The organism is Tritonibacter mobilis F1926 (genome assembly GCF_000376545.2).
Taxonomy (GTDB): Bacteria; Pseudomonadota; Alphaproteobacteria; order Rhodobacterales; family Rhodobacteraceae; genus Epibacterium; species Epibacterium mobile.
The window spans coordinates 14,065-30,115 of the sequence record NZ_CP015234.1 but is presented as its reverse complement, the minus strand read 5'-3'; the positions used below and the strand labels follow the sequence as shown (position 1 = coordinate 30,115).

Here is a 16,051-nt window from a genome sequence, read left to right as displayed (position 1 = left end):
GAATTTCACGGCCAAAACCCAATAAAAAAAGGGCTTTGCAGATGCTCATGCTCTGCCTTAACTAGAAATAACACAATAATAACAGGATATCTTTTTTTGATCCCTCCTGTTCGTGGCCCGGATCCAGACCATTTACTGCGCCGCAAGTGTTGGATTTGCTTAGAAAATATTAGTCACATCATCATAATGCTTCCACCTGCTGCCTTTTCTGCTATCTTGTGAAAAAGACGATACATCGAGAGTGGTGACTTGGGCAAACCCAGGCAAGGCGCTCTCCGGTTCAGCATGAGGCATGACGCAGGATGGCCAAGGATATCCACAGTAAGGCAGGCACCGCCCTGCCCCCCTATTTCAACATTGACCCCGATGCCGCCATGGCAGAGCTGGACCAGCCCACCGACACTGCCCGCTTTGCCGAGATTGCCGAAGGCTGCGCCCGCGGACGGGCCGATCTTGCCAGTCGCGGTCTCAATGAAGAAGGGGCAAAACACCTGCGTCTGTTCTCCACCTGGGAAATCACCCGCTATCTGATCCCGGTGGCGCAGGCCCATTTTCGCCGGGTGCTCAAAGCCAATCCGGATCTGCCGCAGGGGCGGTCGGAAACCGAAGGCGGCGCCAAGTGGTTCACTCTGGATGAGGTGCTGCGGCTGCGCGCGTTTTTTGCCGCGCAAGGATCAAAGGCCAAGAACTACCTGCCCTACCGCCCCGAAGGCCTGGCCGCCAAACTGGTGGCGGTGGCGAACTTCAAAGGCGGCGTTGGCAAGACCTCGACCGCCGCGCATCTGGCGATGTCGGCGGCGCTCGATGGCTACAAGGTGCTGGTGATCGATCTGGATTCTCAAGGCTCGATGACCTCAATTTTTGGCGGCAAGGTCGAGGATGAGTGGAAGACCGCCTTCCCGCTTCTGGCGCGTCACTACGGCGAACATCTGCGGGTGGAAAACCAGCGCCGTCTGGATCGCGGCGACGCGCCGCAACCCCTCGATGAGAGCCTCACCGCAGCGATGGAGATGACGGCGGCGGATGTGATCCAGCCGACCCATTGGCCCAACATTGATCTGATTGGCGCGCAGCTGAATTTGTATTGGGCCGAGTTCCAGATCCCGGTCTGGCGGATGGCGGCGCGTTCGTGGAAACTCTGGGATGCGCTCACCGACCGGCTGGAGGCCGACGGGGTGCTCGATCAATACGATGTGGTCTTTATCGACACGCCCCCTGCCCTTGGCTACCTCACCATCAACGGTCTTTCGGCCGCCGATATCCTCTTGGTGCCGATGGGCGCGTCGTTTCTGGAGTTCGACAGTACGGGGCGGTTCTTTGACATGCTCCATTCCACCTTTGCCTCCATCGAGGAAGGCGAGAACCTTGCGGCTCGTGCTCTGGGGCGGCCCGAGATCGGCTTTGAATGGGATGCGGTGCGGGCGGTGATCACCCGCTACGATGGCGCGCAACAGGGCGAGCTCGCGGGGCTGGTGCAGGCCTATATGGGCCCAACCCTGTCGCCGCACCGGCAGGATTTCACCGCCCTCATCGGTCAGGCGGGCGAGCAGGTCAACGGGATCTACGAGGCGGATTACCGCGATTTCAATCGCGAGACCTATGCCCGTGGGCGCGAGACATTTGATGAAACCTATGCGGCGTTCAAGCGGTTGCTCAACGGCGTCTGGCGCCGCGAGGAATTGGCGTTGCAGGCAGAGCGCGCGGTCTCCTGAGGCGGCATTAGGATGGGACTGCGATACTGAGGCTTGGCCCCTCGACCGGCGGCATGAGGAAGGACGACACAAATGGCAAAACGCAAACGGCTGACCCCGGCCCAGCCCACCTATCTGAGCGGCAGTGACAAAAGCCCCGCCGCGGCCCCCGGTCCGCTCTCAATGGGGGCGGCACCCATTGCGCAGGTGGCTTCTGATACCTCTGCCTCCGCCGCGCTCGAAGAGCTTTCAAGCGTATTAGAACAGGCCCGCACCAAGGGCTTGATGATAGAAGAGCTGCCACTGTCGGCCATTGACGAGACCTACCTTGTGCGTGACCGCATCGAGCAGGGCGAGGACGACATGCTGGGCCTCATGGAGTCGCTTCGGGCCCGTGGTCAGCACACCCCGATCGAGGTGGTCAAACGCGAAGACGCCCATGGCGAGAAAACCCACGGGTTGATCTCCGGCTGGCGGCGTCTGACGGCGCTGAACAGACTCTACCAAGAGACCTCAGACCCTAAATTCGCCACTGTCAAAGCGCTGGTGGTACGCCCCGAAAGCGCGGCGGACGCCTATGTGGCGATGGTCGAGGAAAACGAGATCCGGGTGAACCTCAGCCATTATGAACGCGCACGCATCGCGGTGCAGGCGCTGGCAGAGGGGGTCTATCCGGATCAGCGCAAGGCGCTTTTGGGGCTGTTTCAAAATGTCCCCCGCGCCAAACGTTCCAAGATCGCGAGCTTTGTGACGCTGGTGGAGGCGCTGGACGATGTGCTGCGCTACCCGACCGCGATCCCCGAAAAACTGGGTCTCGCCATCGCCCGCCATCTGGAGGAGAACCCCCGCTTTGGCCGCGAGTTGGCCGGCAATCTGATTGCCTCGGATTGCCAGCATGTCTCTGAGGAGCTGGCGGTCTTGCATGGGCATATTGCGGCTTGGGATGCGAGACTAAATGAGGATTTAGACTCTGGTCCCCTGCCCTCCCCTGCCCCGACGCCCGCGCAGTCTGCCCCTGCGCCATCTTCCGAGGCCTCCCCTCCCCCGCGCTCGTCCCGTCCTGCGCAAAGCCGCGTTTCGCTGGACGCAGCCCCCGGGGTGACGTTGACCTTCACGGAAGAGACCCGGAAGATCGAATTGCGCGGAGACGGCGTCACCCCGGATCTGATGCAGGCCCTGCAAGATTGGTTCGCCCAACGCTGATCTTGCGCGGTGCCCTCTTTGTTCGAGACAGGCAGGCGTCCTTTGGGGCGCCTGTTTCATGTTCAAACTCCTGTTTTGAGGCTAAGAGATTGGGTGTGCGAAATAGGTAAGTATTGCTTACCCATTGTTTCGCGCGCGAAACAATGGGTAAGTGGTTCTGACCTATTGTTTCGCGTGCGAAACATTGAGTATGTAATGCTGACCTATCTCTTGGTGGCAGCCTTCTGGTGCTTCGGTTGAGAGCGGGTCTGTTCAGGCCGTTGATGCGGTGAAAATTTCCGCATTTTTGAAAGGAAATCGGAGGTATTGCGCTCAGTCTGAGGGGTTATCGCTTTTCTTATTCGGATCAGGGAAGGCCACATGCTAGAGTGGTATGGTGGCCGATGTTGTCACCTTTGAACATAGTATATTGACCTCCCTGACTGGTCCCTGCAGTGCAGGTGGGAATAGGACTCGTGTATTGGAGTATATGAGGGAATGCTGAAACTCGTGGAAGCGCTGACGCGACCGCAGAAAGCCACGATCATCCTATTTCTGGATCTGGTGCTTTTGCCAGTTGCGTTGCTGTTCGCGCTGATGTTGCAGAACACGCAGACCGGCCCCTTGGTTTTGCTGGGCCAGATGCTCCCGATCTTGCCGTATGTTCTGCTCAGCGCGGGTGGGCTTGCCTATTGGTTGGGACTGCCTCAGATCCAGTTGATTTCCTATGAACGTCATGCGGTCGGACAAACCGTGCTGGTGGCTGCTGTGGCGGCGCTTAGTACTGCAGTGCTTTGCACCCTCTTTGGCCCTGCACTCCCGCTTGGTGTGCATGTCGTTTTTGGCTTGAACTATCTGATGATGATGGTGGCTGCACGCTCGTTCATGCTGCAGGTGGTTCTAGCGCTTTACCGGCGGGCACGGCCTCGGGCTCGAGTGTTGATTTATGGTGCGGGCAATACCGGCACGCAGTTGGCGCAGGCCTTAAAGGCCCATGATGGTATCGATCCGGTGGCCTTTGTTGATGACAATAAATCCCTGCAAGGGCTGAAGCTGATGGGCCTGCCGGTCTACGCTCCGGCCCGCGTTTCTGATGTGGTCAAAATGCGCAACGTCAAACGTGTGTTGCTGGCGATGCCATCGCTCAGCACGCCGAAACAGGTGCGTATCACGCAGCGCCTGCAGGCTCTGGGGCTAGAGGTGCAGGCGCTGCCTTCCTTTGCCCAGCTTATTGGCGAAGAGGCTCTGGTGGAAAAGCTGACCCCGGTGGCCCCGCAGAGCTTTTTGAGCCGGGATGCCTGCGATATGCCGCTTCAGGCCAGTGCCGGGTCCTATGCCGGACGGGTGGTTCTGGTGTCCGGTGCAGGAGGGTCGATCGGGTCGGAACTCAGCCGTCAGCTGCTGGCCTGCCGCCCCACCAAACTGGTGCTTTATGAGCTGTCGGAACTGGCGCTTTACACCATCCACCAAGAACTCAGCCAGCAGCTTGAGGGCGCGGGGATTGAACTGGTCCCGGTCCTGGGGTCGGTCACCGATCCGCGTCAGGTGCGCCGGGTGCTGGAGCGCCATAAGGTGCAGGTGGTGCTGCATGCGGCTGCTTACAAACATGTGCCGTTGGTGGAAACCAACCCGCTGCCGGGGCTTGCGAACAATGTTTTTGGCACCCAGACGCTGGCCTCTGCGGCGGCGGAATTTGGGGTGGAGCGTTTCATTCTGGTGTCCTCGGATAAGGCGGTGCGCCCGACCAATGTGATGGGGGCGTCCAAGCGGATGGCGGAGCTGATCGTGCAGGATCTGGCCTCGCGCTGTGACCCAAACGGCGACAGCTCTGCCGGGCGCACGGTTTTTACCATGGTGCGTTTTGGCAATGTGCTGGGCTCTTCGGGGTCGGTCATCCCGCTGTTTCAGGAACAGATCAGCCGCGGTGGTCCGGTGACGGTCACCGACCCGCAGGTCAAACGCTACTTCATGACCATCCGTGAGGCGGTGCAGCTGGTGCTGCAAGCCGGCGCTGAGGCCAAGGGCGGCGAGGTCTTCGTGCTGGATATGGGAGAGCCGGTCTCGATCCTGCAACTGGCCCGTCAGGTGATCGAGGCTGCAGGCTACAGCCTGCGCGACGCGGACCATCCGGAAGGTGATATCGCCATCGAGATCATCGGCCTGCGTCCGGGAGAGAAAATGCAAGAAGAGCTGACCCTCTCGAGCGAGCTGATCCGCACCGCCCATCCCAAGATCCTCTGCGCGCGCGAGGCGGTGCTCTCCGAGATCGAAGTGGCCGCCTTTATGCGGGCTCTGCGGCAGGCGGTGGCGGTGGGCGATGAAGAGGGCGCGCGCCAGATTATCCTGCGCTGGGTCGAAGGCTATGTGCAGGCCGACCGGGATCGCAAGACGTCCTGAGTGCCACAGGTTGCAACAAAGCCGCTTTGACCGTTGATCGGCGTCAAAGGGTAGGGCAGTAAGCAAGACAACAGGTGGATATCTCCTGCTTGTCGGCCCCAGTTCGGCTCCCGTTCGACCTGGTGTCGCCCCGGCAGGAAAAGACCAACAACAACGATAAGACTGAGCAAGGATAGCCGCGCGTGACTTTCCCGATCCCGACCCTGTCTGGCCCAAACGCGGGCCCGAGGTTTTATCTAAGCGCAAAACCTGCGCGCATCCTTCTGGCTTTGATGCTGAGTACGGGGCTTTCGCAGGCCCTGTTGGCCGACGAGAGCACGCCGCGTGGCTTTGCCTGGCCCGAAACCCCGAGCCTCAACTTTTATGGCGCGCCCGGTGTGATTGACATGCCCAGTGCTGAAGCCATGCCGGATGCGCAGTTTGCCTCTTCGGTGAGTTGGTTTGCAGGCCAGTTTCGCGCCAATCTGCAGGTGCAGGCATTGCCGTGGATGACTGTGGCGTTTCGCTACACGGGCATTGAAAACGGCAATCCTAATCAGCTGCTGCTCGGATTTGACACTTATTACGACCGCAATTTCGACGTGCGCTTTCGGCTCTGGAAAGAGGGACGCTATCGTCCGGCGGTCGCGGTGGGGCTGCGTGATTTTGCCGGGACCGGGCTGTTTGCCAGTGAATATGTGGTGGCGACCAAAACCTTTGAACCCGAAGCCCTGCCCGGGCGACTGAAGGTCACTGCCGGTCTGGGTTGGGGGCGTTTGGGATCGAACGGATCCATTGCGAGCATTGGCAATCGCGGCAGCTTTACCGCCGGTGATACGGGGGGCGAACTCTCGGTGGATCAATGGTTTCGCGGTGACATCGCGCCTTTTGCTGGCGTCGAGTGGCGCCACGGAAAATGGGGTGTAAAGGCGGAATATTCCTCTGATGCCTATACGCTGGAGAGCGGCAGCGCGCAGGTCTTTGAGCGCAAGTCGGATTTCAACTTCGGAGTCGAGTATCAGGCCAGCCCTCAGCTACGGCTTGGGGCGTATTATCTCTATGGGTCGGAGTTTGGGATCTCGGCGCAGATCCAGATGAATCCGCGCCACCCGCCAACGCCCATGCAGGTGCCCGCACCCTCGCCGGTGGTGCCGCGCAGCACCTGGGCGCAGGATGAAGCACTCTGGACCACGGCCTGGGCCGACAGCAACAGCGCCAAGCTCAAGACCCGCGATCTCCTGGCGCAATCGCTGCGGCAGGATGGGCTTCTTTTGGAAAGCGTGACTTTGCGCGGCACCACGGTGGAAGCGCGCATTCGCAACACCCGCTATCAATCGCAGGCCCTCGCGGTGGGCCGGGCGGCGCGGGCGATGGCGCAGAGCCTGCCGCCTTCGGTTGAGACCTTCCGCATCGTGCCCACAAGCGGCGGGCTGGGGCTGTCGGCTGTGGTGGTGCGCCGCTCTGATCTGGAAGCGCTGGAATTTTCCCCCGAGGCCCCGGATGCGATCTGGGCGGTGGCAGCGGTGCAGGATGCTGGTGCGGCGGCTGAGGATGCGCTGTTGTCCGAAGACCTTTATCCGGCGTTTTCATACTCACTCAGCCCCTATACCTCGCCGTCCTACTTTGACCCTTCGGTGCCCTTCCGGATCGATTTTGGTGTGGACCTGAAGGCCAGCTACAGCCCGGCGCCGGGCTGGAAACTGGCAGGCGCAATCCGGCAGCGGATCTGGGGCAATGTGGCCGATGGGCGTGAGGGGCAGTCGAATCTGCCGCAGGTGCGCACCGATCAGCGTGAATATGCGCAGGCCGACACCACGCTGGAACAGCTTTATGTGGAACGGCGCTGGAGCGCGGGCCGCAACCTCTATGCCCGCGCCTCGCTGGGTTATTTCGAGAGCATGTATGGCGGGCTGTCCGGCGAGATCCTGTGGAAGCCGGTGGACAGCCGTCTGGGTCTTGGGGCCGAGCTCAATTACGTGCGCCAGCGTGATTTTGATCAGCGTCTGGGCTTTCGTGACTATGATGTGCTGACAGGCCATGCCTCGGCCTATCTGGAGTTGCCAAAGAACTACCTGCTGCAGGTGGATGCCGGCCGCTATCTGGCCGGGGATATCGGCACCACGGTGTCGCTGACGCGCACCTTTAACAATGGCTGGGAGCTTGGTGGATTCTTTACGGTCACCGATGTCTCGGCGGAGGATTTTGGCGAAGGCTCCTTTGACAAGGGCATCAAGCTGACCATTCCGCTGAACTGGCTTCTGGGGCAGCCCTCGCGTAATTCTTACGGTATGGTCATGCGTCCGGTGCAGCGCGATGGCGGCCAGCGCGTCGAGGTTCCGGGACGGCTTTATGAACAAGTGCGTGGCGCACATCGCAAAAGTCTCGGTGAGCAGCGGGCGAGGTTCTGGGAATGAAACATCTGATTTATGCCCTTGGCCTATGTGCCATGCTGGGGGCCTGCGCGCAGGGGCCAGAGGACACACCGCTGGAGCTTGAGGTGGGCGGCTTGATCCGTGACCAGATCCAGCAACGCTTTGGGGGCGGCAGCAAACCGCAGCCGCCAACCCTGACGCGGGCGCTTTTGGCCAGCATCAAGGACCCGCATGTGGAGGTGGTGATCGAAGAGCAGGATCTGCGCGATTACCTGACCCTGCAGATGGCGCGACGGGACGATGAACCGGGCCGGATTGAGCTGTGGCGCAGTATCGACAACATCAGCTTTGGCTTTCGCGATGGCATGCTGATCTCGACCCGGGGCCTCAGGGGTGGCATGATCACAGCGCAAGTGCCCGCAGACGGGCAGGGCGCTATGGGGCCTGCTACGGGCGGGCAACGCAGCTACCTGTTCCGCGGCGATGACAGCGGATCTTATCGCGTCACACTGGCCTGTGAGCGGCGCGATCTGGGCCGGGTCTCCTTGGAGGTGGTCGAGCGCGCCTACCCCACACGCCGACTGCAGGAACGCTGCAGTGACGGCAAAGGGGGCGAGGTGGTCAATGATTACTGGGTCGACCTCTCTGGCGGGCGCATACGCCAGTCGCGGCAATGGGCCGGGCCCGTCATTGGCTATATCCGAACCCGTCAGGTGGTGGACTGAGTCTAAGGCGCGGTCTGCTCTCTGATTTCAAAGGGTTGCATCTGTGCAGCCAGATATCTGGCGCGCAATTGCCACCCCAGACCGCCCCATCAGCAAAAGCGCGCGCGTTTTTTCGGCAACGACAGAATAAAAACTGAAATGTAAGGATCTAGCTGATATGGGGGGCGTTGAAATACACGAGACGCTCTCATAGAGTGCCCTCAAGGATCCTCAATCTCCACAGGAGTGTTTAGTTATGAAGAAATTTCTCGCAGTTTCTGCAATCGCAGTAATGGCCGCAGGTGGCGCAATGGCTCAGGCTCAGGGTGGTGCTGCAGCAGGTGGCGGTGCTGGCGGTGCCGGAGCAGGTGCTGGTGCAGCAGCGGGCGCAGGTGCTGGCGCGGGTGCTGGTGCAGGCCTCGGTCTGGGTGTTGGCGGTCTGGGTGCCGCAGGTATCGCAGCAGGCGTTGTGGCCGCAGCGGTTGTGGTTGGCGTTGTGACCAACGACAGCGAATCTGGTAGCACCACCGAAGACTGACCTTCCAAAACGGCAAAGTCGATCTTTGCCCTCAGATCAGTTCAGACAGTCTGACAGTTTCAAAACGGGCCTTCCTGCCGGGAGGCCCGTTTTCTGTGTGCCCGTTCTATATGTCGATTCCCTATGTCGGTTTGGGCAGTTAACGGGGCGTGCGCCCTGTTGGCGCGGTTTTCAGCCGCATCAGGCAGGATGGCGGCTGATTGCCAGTAACCGAAGGGCCAGCCGCTATGCCTCCGATCTCGTCCCAGCGTTCCGACCGTCTTGATCTGCCCTATCTTATGCCAGCGCAGGCGCAAAAACATGTGACCCACAATGAGGCGCTGCACCATCTCGACCTTGTGGTACAACTGGTGCTCGAAGAGACGGAGCGCGACACGCCGCCCACAGATCCCGGTGCCGGTGATATCTATGCAATCGGCGCCAGCCCCAGTGGGGAATGGGTCGGGCAGGGGGGGCGGCTGGCCGCCTGGAGCGATGGGGCCTGGCTGTTTTTCGATGCGGCCGAGGGCTGGCGGGCCTGGGTCCGTGACAGCGCGCAACTGGTGGTGCGGCAGGGCGGCAGCTGGAGCAGCGTGGACGCAGAGGTGCGCGCCCGTCTTGGCGTGGGCACCAGCCCGGATGCGCAAAACCCGCTGGCGGTGTCTGGCCCTGCTACGCTGCTGACCCATGCAGGCGCGGGCCATCAGCTGAAAATCAACAAGGCCAGCGCTAGCGACACCGCAAGCCTGCTGTTTCAGTCCGGCTGGACTGGCCACGCGGAGATGGGGCTGGCGGGTGACACATCCTTTTCGCTGAAAGTAAGCCCTGACGGCAGCACCTGGACTGAATCCTTACGCGCCGATCCCGCCAGCGGCTATCTGAGCGGTGCGGCGGTACAGGCTTCGGCCAGCGATACCACCGCCGGGCGGTTGATGCGGGCGGACTGGGGATATGGGCCGGGCAATCTGCTGGGGACAGTGGCTCTCTCAGGCGCAATACCTACGGGAGCGGTGCTGGAGCAAGGCAGCACGGGGGATGGCGATTGGCTGCGGTTGGCGGATGGCACCCAGATCTGCTGGGCGGCGCGGACAGGCAGCAGCAGCTGGACTTTCCCGCAACCCTTTGACGCGCCGCCGGTGGTGAGCCTGACCTCGACCGAGAGCGCACCGCGCATGCTGGCCGCAACCGCCCTCAGTGCCAGCACCGTTACCCCGGTGAGCTATGACGCAGCCGGGGTGGCACAGCCGGGTGACGGTGTGGCCTGTCTTGCGGTGGGGCGCTGGGGCTAGAGCCGATCGCGCCGATCAGAGACCGGCGCGGCTGAAGACCCCAAAGATATTGCCGATCAGGTTGGAGATGGTCAGCGCATCATTGATCGGGCTTTCGGTGGCCATGACCAGATCGCCGGGATTGATCTGGAAGTTGCGAGCCGAAAACAGCCCGTCTGCGGTGGTCAGATCAAGGGTGAACACCACCCTTGTCTGCCGTGGGCCCCGCACGCCGGGCGCCACCGCAGAAGCCGGGTATTCCCGCAAAATCAACAACCCCTTAGGGTCGGCTTTGCTGTCCTGAAACCCGCCGGAAATCGACAGCGCATCCATTGCCGAGACTTCATCCTTGGTGAAGATATGCAGATCTTCGGTGCCTGTGGCCCCAAACGACAGGAAATACCGCTCGTCTTCTTCGACAAAGACCCGATCGCCGCCGCGCAGCAGCGTGTCCTTTTGCGGATGGTTGAGCAGGCTGTCCACCGAGGTGCCATAGAGCCGCCCTGCGCGCATCAGTCGGATTTGTGGATTGTTGAGGCCTGCTGCAATCCCACCACCGGCGGCGATTAACCCCATTACGGAATAATTGCGATCAGGCATTGGGTAGGTGCCGGGGCTGATCACGCCGGACACCAAATCAACTGAGTTGTTGCGTCCCTCGATCATGTCGAGTTGTAGCTGGGCGGAGGGTACAATGCTCTCAAGTTCCTGCTGCAGCTTTTTGCGGGCCAACTCAGGAGTTAGGCCGTTGATATTCACATCGCCCACATAGGGCAGGAACACGGAGCCGTTTGCGGTGACACGTACGTCTTGCAACTGTACCATCTTCTGCTCAACCGAGGTTAGCAGAGAGTTGTCATTACTGTCCCATATTCTGAGCGTCAGCCGATCTCCAGCTTGGATGATCTGGGTCTTTGGGCCTTGGCTGGCGCGAATCCAACCAAGAGACTCTTGCTTGCCGGTGGTCGGCCAATGGGCAACGGTGGGCAGGAAAGCCCGGTTGACCGCGTAGAGCGCAAAATCCGCATCCGCATCGGCAGCTGATTTCAGGATTTCCTCGCTGGCAGGGGCTCCGCCGGGCAGGCGAGAGCAGGCGGCAGGGAGAAGAGCGACGGAGACGGCCGCGACCAGAAGCGAGAGTTTCAGCATACAGTCCTTGTCCCGATGGCGCTCGGGGCGTGTTTGTGAATATGTTGCAGGCACCATACTGGTGGGGGGCGTATCGTCAATGATTGCCCCCTTGCAAACAGGACCCAAGAGCAATGACCCGCGCGTCTGTGACATTCCTGCTGACCCCGCTTGTGCTTGGTGCCACCGGCCGGATCGGGCGCGCGCTGCGGTATCGCTGGGGGCCGGAGGCGGCGCTTTGGCAGGCGCGGCGCGCGCAGTCCGGTGCCCATTGGCATGTGTTTGACCCGCTGGCACAGCCGGAGGCATTGGCACAGGCAGCGCAGGCGGCCGGGCAGATCCTCTGTCTGGCGGGCACCGTGCCTGCGCGCGGGAAGGATCTGGCGCTCAATACCCATCTGGCAGAGGCCGCGGTGCGCGCGGGGGCTGCGGCTGGCGTGCGGGTGGTGCTGATCTCATCAGCGGCGGTTTATGGCGCGGGGCAGGGGGCTTTGCACGAAGAGACCCGTCTCTCGCCCGCCAACCCCTATGGTGCGGCCAAGGCCGATATGGAAGCGCGCGCCCGCGCATTGGCGGCAGAGCTGGGGGTAGAGGTCTCGGTGCTGCGGATTGGCAATATCGCCGGGTTCGATGTGATCCTCGGGGGCTGGAAACCTGGGTTTCGTCTGGATCAGTTCAAAGACGGTCGCACGCCGCGGCGCAGCTACATTGGGGTGCTGACGCTGGCCGATGTGATCGCGGCCCTGATGGAAGCACCGAACCTGCCGGACGTGCTTAATATCGCCCAGCCCGGCCCGATCGAGATGGGCGCGTTGTTGCAAGCAGCAGGGCGGGATTTTGCCACAGTGCCCGCGCCGGATGCGGCGATTGCAGAGGTGGTGCTTGACCTTGGACGCCTGAGCGGGTTCTTGGCCTCCAAGATGCAGCTGCATGTGGCGGATCCGGTGCAGATGGTGGCCGAAATGGCCTTGTTAGAGCCACATATAAAGGATGAAGCCAGCCCATGACATGGGACAAGCGATTGTTTGACCTCTTTTTCGCGACCCTGTTGATCGTGATCCTTGGCCCGATCCTTTTGGGGCTGCTTTTGTGGCTGCTCTGGAAAGAAGGCCGCCCGGTGTTCTATGTGGCAGAGCGGATGAAGGGCATAAATCGCCCATTTAGACTCTGGAAACTGCGCACTATGATCCTTGTTGACGAGGACAGCGGCGTCTCGGGCGGTGACAAGGCGGCCCGTGTTACCAAAACCGGCGCATGGCTGCGCTCAAAGCGGCTGGATGAGTTCCCGCAGCTCTGGAACATCCTCAAGGGCGATCTGTCCTTTGTCGGCCCGCGTCCGCCGCTTCGGCAATATGTCGAAGCCCACCCCGAGATCTACGCAGAGGTGCTGAAGTCGCGCCCCGGCGTGACAGGGCTGGCCTCGATTGCCTACCACAGACATGAGGCGATGCTGTTGGAGCGCTGCGCCACGCGCGAGGAGACCCATGCGGTCTATTCCCGCATCTGCGTGCCCGCAAAAGCGCGGCTGGATCTGATTTATCAGCGTCATCAGAATATGTGCTACGATTTTGATCTGGTGTTTCAGACCATTGGCAACCTGTTCCGGCGCGGACGCTGAGGGCGAATTACATCCGCCGTAGGGCCGCCGCGATCCAGAGTGCAGCCTGATTACTACGACCTTTGCGGTGCAAGCCGGTGTCTGCAAGCATATTCAGGCGTGTGCAGAGAGAAGCACTGCGCTCCTGCGCAAGGCGGTCCAGCAGGGCTTTGTTATCCGGTGTTAGAAGGTTGGCGTGGCTTTGTAGCGCGCTGATGTTCTGATCCATCCACTTTCGATAGGTGCCGGTCAGCATATAACCAAACCGGCGTAGTTTAGAGTGTAAAGTGGCATTGGCGCCCACCTGATTGTCGCTGTGCTGGCGATAGAGAAGCCGAGGTTCAGGATCCAGCAGGACGACACCTCCAGCCCCTGAGATCAACTGGTAAAGCCACCAATCATGCAGTGCAGGTTGCGGCATGCCGGGCAGAGCAGCCTGCACCAATTTCAGGGCTGAGCGGTTCAGCACCATAGTGTTTCCACCTGCATAGTTTTGCACAAGAGCGTGGGCAAAGTTCAGCGGGGGAGGAATGTGGCGAGATAGTACTTTTTGTCCTGTTGATGGAGACCATTCCCAACTGCGTGTTCCCAAGAGGACCGGCCTATCTCCTTGCGCTGCGATGTGGTGGACCGCGCTCTGCAATTTTTCAGGCAACCATATGTCATCTTGATCAGACAGCGCCACATAGTCTGTTTCGGCGGGGTTCACTGTGGCGAGAAGGTGTAAAAAGTTACGTGTTAGACCCTGTTGAGGCCCTTCAATGAGATCCCAGCATAGGGTGGCAGTAACCTGTGTGCCGAAGTTCTGGAACACGGCGCCGGTGCCATCGTGAGGACGATCATCAGAGGCCAGAACCCGCGCAGGACGCAGGCTCTGATCAAGATAACTTCGCAGCTGTTCTTCCAGATGTTCGCAACCATCATAAAGTGCCAGCAGGACCGTCACATGCGGTTGTGAAGACGCCATTTAGCTCTGGTCCACCTTTGGTCCCAGTCCCCGGCGAAGCGCATTCAAGTACCCGCGTCCATGCTGCGCAGAGGGTTCCAGTACCGCCTTTTCGGCCCATTCGTTCCAGGCATTGATCATGATTTCGCCTCGATAGGAGTGTGGCAGGCGGTGTGTGCGCAGCTCTCGTAGCCAGCGTTCAAACCGGATTGGGTTAGCGCCCCAGGCCAAGTGGGCGGCGCTGCCCCGTCGGGCGGTGTTGTCCCAGCTGGGCATGGTTCCGGCAATGGTGTGGGCTGGCAACTGGCCTGCATAGGCGGGATCCTGACTGCGGGCGCGGACACGATCATAGTCGTAAATGACGCCGCCAAAATACCCGGGCACCCCTACAGGCATCCGATTGCCGCGGGCGCCGCCATAGAGATAATCATCATCTTGCGTGACGATCCCGTGGGGGGGCATCTCGACCCAGAAATCGAACAGATCCTCTGCTACCGGATGCGCGCCTTCGACATGGAATAGTACCGCACCAAGTTCCACCTCTCCGATGCCTTCGGTGCGCCAGAGTGCGCGCATTTCGGCTACGGCGGCCGCGGGGTCGGGCATGTCCTCGGGGCGATAGATCACAAAGCGCGGCCGGGTACCGTCGGGGCGTTGGTAACGGGGGTCGTTGAAATAGGGGATCAGGCTGCGTGCCAGCTGGCTGGCAAAGCCGGGAGCATAGCTCTGGTCCATCAGCACTTCGCCTGACAGCCCATCCCAGTTCCGCCGCCAGCTCTCGTTGGCCCAGCAGAGATAAAAGGGAAAATCGATATCGGCTTGTTCCAGAAGCCGGTCGATTGGCTGCTCTAGCAGGCGGTTGCCATCAAACCAGTAGTGGTAGACGCAAAAAGCGTCGATTCCAGCCGCGCGTGCCAGCGCGGCCTGCTCGTCCATCACTTGGGTCAGGCGTAGATCATAAAAGCCAAGGTCAGCAGGCAAGGCGGGCTGTGCATGGTGATCAAATTGAGCCTGTGCGCGGCTAACAGCAGTCCATTCGGTAAAACCTTTGCCCCACCAGGCATCGTTTTCGGGCACTGGATGAAACTGTGGTAAGTAGAACGCAGAGACATAATGTGGTGCAGGTCTTGAGGGCGCTGGCTGGAGGTCGCGCAGCTGCGTGGTTTGGAGGATTTGCAGCCCTCCGGCAGCACAGATCATGCCTAAGGCGCGTTCCAACGCATGCGCCAGGGTGCCATCGGTCTGGCCTTGTTCGATATCAAAATCGTCAAAGCCAAGGGCCAGCCCGCGCAACATGTCCAGAATAGCCGGCTTGAGCCAATATATAGATCCGGCCGGAAAATCGAGTGTGTCGGCACTCGCGGTCAGTTCCAGCCGTGCCAGCAGGTCGCGACAGCGCTCCAGGTTGCTGCCCCACCAACGAGCCCCCTCATAATGCTGCCCGTCGGCAACCCAGAGACCGCAGTCTTCCGCTGCAAGAAAACGTTCCAACAGTTTGGCGGTTTCGCCTTCGGGTAGGATGCCTTCGGTCAAATGGGTGCGCCAGACATCGCCATCTTGCCGGTGTGGCGATTTCTTGGAATGCAGCTTGCAGACTGCCCGGTAGTGATCGAGCCACCCGGCGTTAAGCAGGTGTAGGAACGGGTAAATGTCCCGGCCCCGGTTTGGCAGCACCAGCACCCGAGCTTCGGGCCAGTCTTCGGCGATACGTGCGCGTGTCTCTTCGGTTTCTGGTCCCTGTTCAGTGAGCGTCACATACAGATCGAAAGTAAAACGGGCGCTACGCAACCGGTCGCGAAACTCGTCCCAGAGGTCTGTGTAATAAAGATGTATCACCACCGCTTGCGGATTTTGATTGATGCCTGCACCGCGCAGTGGCGCGACAGTGCTGCCGCTTTCTGCGATTGTGGCAGAGTGTTCCCGGGTCACGCGCTGCTCGTGACGCCCCGCGCGTAAAAAGTGCTCGAAAGGACGCTGGCCGCTTTTGGCAACATCGTGATTGTGGCGCAGGTAGGCAACGGGCGAGAAATCCGGATTTGGATATAATCCTGCCTCTTCTCCCATCAGGATATAGTGTCGCTCGGGGAAACGGCGAAATAGCCAATGCACGCGTGGATTGGCGTCGAGATAAAAATCTCGATCAAACAGATTGCTACGTCGAATGAGCCACAAGTACCGCAGGTGGCGGGGGTTCAGCATCAAAAGGCGATAGAGGGATTTGAGACGGGACAAGGGCGAAGGCCTGTTTGGATCCTAAATATGTGTGGAGC

12 protein-coding genes are annotated in these 16,051 nt (G+C 60.5%); 9 read left to right on the top strand and 3 right to left on the bottom strand.

The window, feature by feature from the left end; all coding sequences use genetic code 11:
• Positions 1-302: 302 nt before the first annotated feature.
• The 7 genes from K529_RS22845 to K529_RS22815 all read left to right on the top strand — a co-directional run bounded on the left by K529_RS22845 (position 303) and on the right by K529_RS22815 (position 10,131).
• Positions 303-1,712 carry an AAA family ATPase gene (locus tag K529_RS22845; RefSeq protein ID WP_046002292.1) on the top strand — a complete coding sequence of 470 codons (1,410 nt, stop codon included), beginning with the start codon at positions 303-305 and terminating at the stop codon, positions 1,710-1,712.
• Positions 1,713-1,784: 72 nt separating this feature from the next.
• Complete coding sequence (locus K529_RS22840) at positions 1,785-2,894, top strand: ParB/RepB/Spo0J family partition protein (RefSeq protein ID WP_005679590.1); 1,110 nt, start codon at positions 1,785-1,787, stop codon at positions 2,892-2,894.
• A 477-nt stretch (positions 2,895-3,371) separates the two neighbouring features.
• A complete protein-coding gene (locus tag K529_RS22835; RefSeq protein ID WP_005629383.1) occupies positions 3,372-5,270 on the top strand; it encodes a polysaccharide biosynthesis protein in 1,899 nt (632 codons plus the stop codon).
• Positions 5,271-5,452: 182 nt separating this feature from the next.
• The gene (locus K529_RS22830) at positions 5,453-7,663 is read left to right on the top strand and encodes a YjbH domain-containing protein (RefSeq protein ID WP_052699532.1); all 2,211 of its coding nucleotides are present in this window, start codon (positions 5,453-5,455) and stop codon (positions 7,661-7,663) included.
• On the top strand, positions 7,660-8,346 hold the full coding sequence (locus K529_RS22825) for a YjbF family lipoprotein (RefSeq protein ID WP_005673736.1): 687 nt from the start codon (positions 7,660-7,662) through the stop codon (positions 8,344-8,346). The genes K529_RS22830 and K529_RS22825 overlap by 4 nt, the downstream gene beginning before the upstream one ends.
• Positions 8,347-8,581: 235 nt before the next feature.
• Positions 8,582-8,863 (top strand): hypothetical protein, encoded by a 282-nt coding sequence (locus tag K529_RS23595; RefSeq protein ID WP_040643930.1) that lies wholly within the window; start codon positions 8,582-8,584, stop codon positions 8,861-8,863.
• 227 nt (positions 8,864-9,090) lie between these two features.
• Entirely contained in the window at positions 9,091-10,131 is a 1,041-nt protein-coding gene (locus K529_RS22815) for a DUF2793 domain-containing protein (protein ID WP_046002291.1), read from the top strand.
• Positions 10,132-10,146: 15 nt separating this feature from the next.
• Here K529_RS22815 and K529_RS22810 read toward each other — a convergent pair whose 3' ends face one another.
• Positions 10,147-11,259 carry a polysaccharide biosynthesis/export family protein gene (locus tag K529_RS22810; RefSeq protein ID WP_005623909.1) on the bottom strand — a complete coding sequence of 371 codons (1,113 nt, stop codon included), beginning with the start codon at positions 11,257-11,259 and terminating at the stop codon, positions 10,147-10,149.
• 113 nt (positions 11,260-11,372) lie between these two features.
• Here K529_RS22810 and K529_RS22805 point away from each other — a divergent pair, with 113 nt between their 5' ends.
• Positions 11,373-12,245: an NAD-dependent epimerase/dehydratase family protein gene (locus K529_RS22805; RefSeq protein WP_046002290.1), complete on the top strand. Its 873-nt coding sequence runs from the start codon at positions 11,373-11,375 to the stop codon at positions 12,243-12,245.
• The gene (locus tag K529_RS22800; RefSeq protein ID WP_005609612.1) at positions 12,242-12,856 is read left to right on the top strand and encodes a sugar transferase; all 615 of its coding nucleotides are present in this window, start codon (positions 12,242-12,244) and stop codon (positions 12,854-12,856) included. Before K529_RS22805 ends, K529_RS22800 begins: the two co-directional genes overlap by 4 nt.
• Before the next feature lie 7 nt (positions 12,857-12,863).
• Here the strand turns inward: K529_RS22800 and K529_RS22795 are convergent, their stop codons facing one another.
• Positions 12,864-13,802 carry a glycosyltransferase gene (locus K529_RS22795; RefSeq protein WP_005609614.1) on the bottom strand — a complete coding sequence of 313 codons (939 nt, stop codon included), beginning with the start codon at positions 13,800-13,802 and terminating at the stop codon, positions 12,864-12,866.
• The gene (locus K529_RS22790) at positions 13,803-15,980 is read right to left on the bottom strand and encodes a glycoside hydrolase family 99-like domain-containing protein (RefSeq protein WP_046002289.1); all 2,178 of its coding nucleotides are present in this window, start codon (positions 15,978-15,980) and stop codon (positions 13,803-13,805) included.
• Positions 15,981-16,051 lie beyond the last annotated feature (71 nt).

What these genes read in the sequence shown, in the direction of transcription:
- K529_RS22795 (WP_005609614.1), bottom strand. Translation starts at nt 13,802, where the DNA reads ATGGCGTCTTCACAACCGCATGTGACGGTCCTGCTGGCACTTTATGAT.
- K529_RS22840 (WP_005679590.1), top strand. Translation starts at nt 1,785, where the DNA reads ATGGCAAAACGCAAACGGCTGACCCCGGCCCAGCCCACCTATCTGAGC.
- K529_RS22800 (WP_005609612.1), top strand. Translation starts at nt 12,242, where the DNA reads ATGACATGGGACAAGCGATTGTTTGACCTCTTTTTCGCGACCCTGTTG.
- K529_RS22825 (WP_005673736.1), top strand. Translation starts at nt 7,660, where the DNA reads ATGAAACATCTGATTTATGCCCTTGGCCTATGTGCCATGCTGGGGGCC.
- K529_RS22845 (WP_046002292.1), top strand. Translation starts at nt 303, where the DNA reads ATGGCCAAGGATATCCACAGTAAGGCAGGCACCGCCCTGCCCCCCTAT.
- K529_RS23595 (WP_040643930.1), top strand. Translation starts at nt 8,582, where the DNA reads ATGAAGAAATTTCTCGCAGTTTCTGCAATCGCAGTAATGGCCGCAGGT.
- K529_RS22815 (WP_046002291.1), top strand. Translation starts at nt 9,091, where the DNA reads ATGCCTCCGATCTCGTCCCAGCGTTCCGACCGTCTTGATCTGCCCTAT.
- K529_RS22790 (WP_046002289.1), bottom strand. Translation starts at nt 15,980, where the DNA reads ATGCTGAACCCCCGCCACCTGCGGTACTTGTGGCTCATTCGACGTAGC.
- K529_RS22810 (WP_005623909.1), bottom strand. Translation starts at nt 11,259, where the DNA reads ATGCTGAAACTCTCGCTTCTGGTCGCGGCCGTCTCCGTCGCTCTTCTC.
- K529_RS22805 (WP_046002290.1), top strand. Translation starts at nt 11,373, where the DNA reads ATGACCCGCGCGTCTGTGACATTCCTGCTGACCCCGCTTGTGCTTGGT.
- K529_RS22835 (WP_005629383.1), top strand. Translation starts at nt 3,372, where the DNA reads ATGCTGAAACTCGTGGAAGCGCTGACGCGACCGCAGAAAGCCACGATC.